The 1,507-nt window shown below is 41.5% G+C and carries 2 protein-coding genes and 1 pseudogene; 1 reads left to right on the top strand and 2 read right to left on the bottom strand.

The features are described from left to right. The coding region (locus CVN76_RS04860) for a response regulator transcription factor (protein ID WP_157805526.1) at positions 1 to 436 on the bottom strand (436 nt) is incomplete at its 3' end. A gap of 349 nt (positions 437 to 785) precedes the next feature. On the opposite strand from CVN76_RS04860, the pseudogene CVN76_RS04855 reads away from it, so the two are divergent. Beyond that, a pseudogene (locus tag CVN76_RS04855) lies at positions 786 to 1,123 on the top strand (zinc ribbon domain-containing protein YjdM). Between the two features lie 55 nt (positions 1,124 to 1,178). Here CVN76_RS04855 and CVN76_RS04850 read toward each other — a convergent pair. After that, positions 1,179 to 1,507, bottom strand: a 329-nt coding sequence (locus CVN76_RS04850) for an IMP dehydrogenase (protein ID WP_198512482.1), incomplete at its 5' end; no start/stop codon positions are given.

Genomic DNA, 1,507 nt, shown 5'->3' with positions numbered 1-1,507 from the left:
CGGAGACGGTATTCTTTTCATAATCGACTGTTGCGCCGCACCAGGTTTTCAACTCGATTTTTTCGGTATTGTAATTATAAACACGGCGAAGGGTGGCCTGTATCTTGGCAATAAGTACATCGAAATGAAAGGGTTTCTGGATGAAGTCATCCGCCCCAAGCTGCATCGACATCACCATATCTGTAGGATGATCGCGGGACGATAAAAAGATGATGGGAACATTGGAGTGCGCCCGGATCAGCCTGCACCAATGGAATCCATCGAACTTCGGCAGCTGGATATCAATGATGACCAAATCAGGATTGATGTCCGAGAATTCGAGAAAGACTTTACTGAAGTCACTGATTCCATGAATATCATAAGACCATTGCGTCAATCTATCTTTCATTTCATTGAATAATGTCGTATCATCTTCTATTAATAACAATTTGAACAAGGGGGTCACCACACTTTTCAGCTTTTCCTTACACTCTTTTCGTAAGGATTGTTGTTTTTGGAGCAGATTGCGAGACTCCTGCGAGAGCAGCGTGACAGGTGAGACCCCAGGCGTTCATGGGGAAATCAACCACACCGCATTACTTGGTGAATAGCAACAAAGTATACGAAAACAGCTTTTCCTTAAAATTATATAGGAAAACCCTTTAAGGTTCTAGAGGAGGGAGGAAATGGGATTTACATTTAGGCGGGATCGCAGAAGAAACCGACTTAGAAGGAACACCCTTACCGGTTGTAGGTAAACGATTGATAGATTTAAATGGACACTATCGAATGGAGGAAGTGAATGGATGGCTGATTTTCCTAATTGCCCTACATGCAAGTTTAGAATATACATATGAAGATGGAAGTCTTTTTGTTTGTCCGGAGTGCGCCCATGAGGGACGGCAGAAGCGGAAACCGATAATGGTGACCAAAGGATGATCAAGGACGCGAATGGAAATGCCTTGAATGGCGGGGATACCATTACCGTCATTAAAGACCTTAAAGGGAAGGGAAGCTCATCCGTCTTAAAAATGGGTACAAAAGTCAAGAGCATCCGTTTAGTTGTTGGAGATCATGATATTGATTGTAAAATCGATGGTTTCGGGCAATGAAATTGAAATCCCAATTTGTTAAAAAGGTATAATGATGAAAAAACGGCCTAATCCATAGATTGGGCCGTTTTTTTTTTACGTTTCTTCTTAATAAACTTTGTCACCGTTAAAGATCGAATTCTTAACGACTACATAATCAACATTGCGTATGGCTTCCAGCTTGTTTCCGCCAGCATAAGAAATCGAAGACTGAAGATCTTGTTCCATTTCTTTCAGTGTATCTTCCAAAGATCCTTTGTGCTCGACAAACATTTTTTTGCCTTCAACGTTTTTCTTTTCACCTTTTTGGAATTCGGAAGCCGAACCAAAATATTCTTTAAAAGCCTTGCCATCTTTCTCGATCGTTTCTCCTGGAGATTCTTCATGTCCAGCGAATAATGAGCCGATCATCACCATGGAAGCTCCGAATCTAACTG

This window comes from Bacillus sp. mrc49, from assembly GCF_002803435.1.
The sequence above is the reverse complement of the archived record's forward strand: the minus strand, read 5'-3'. Positions and strand labels throughout refer to the sequence as shown.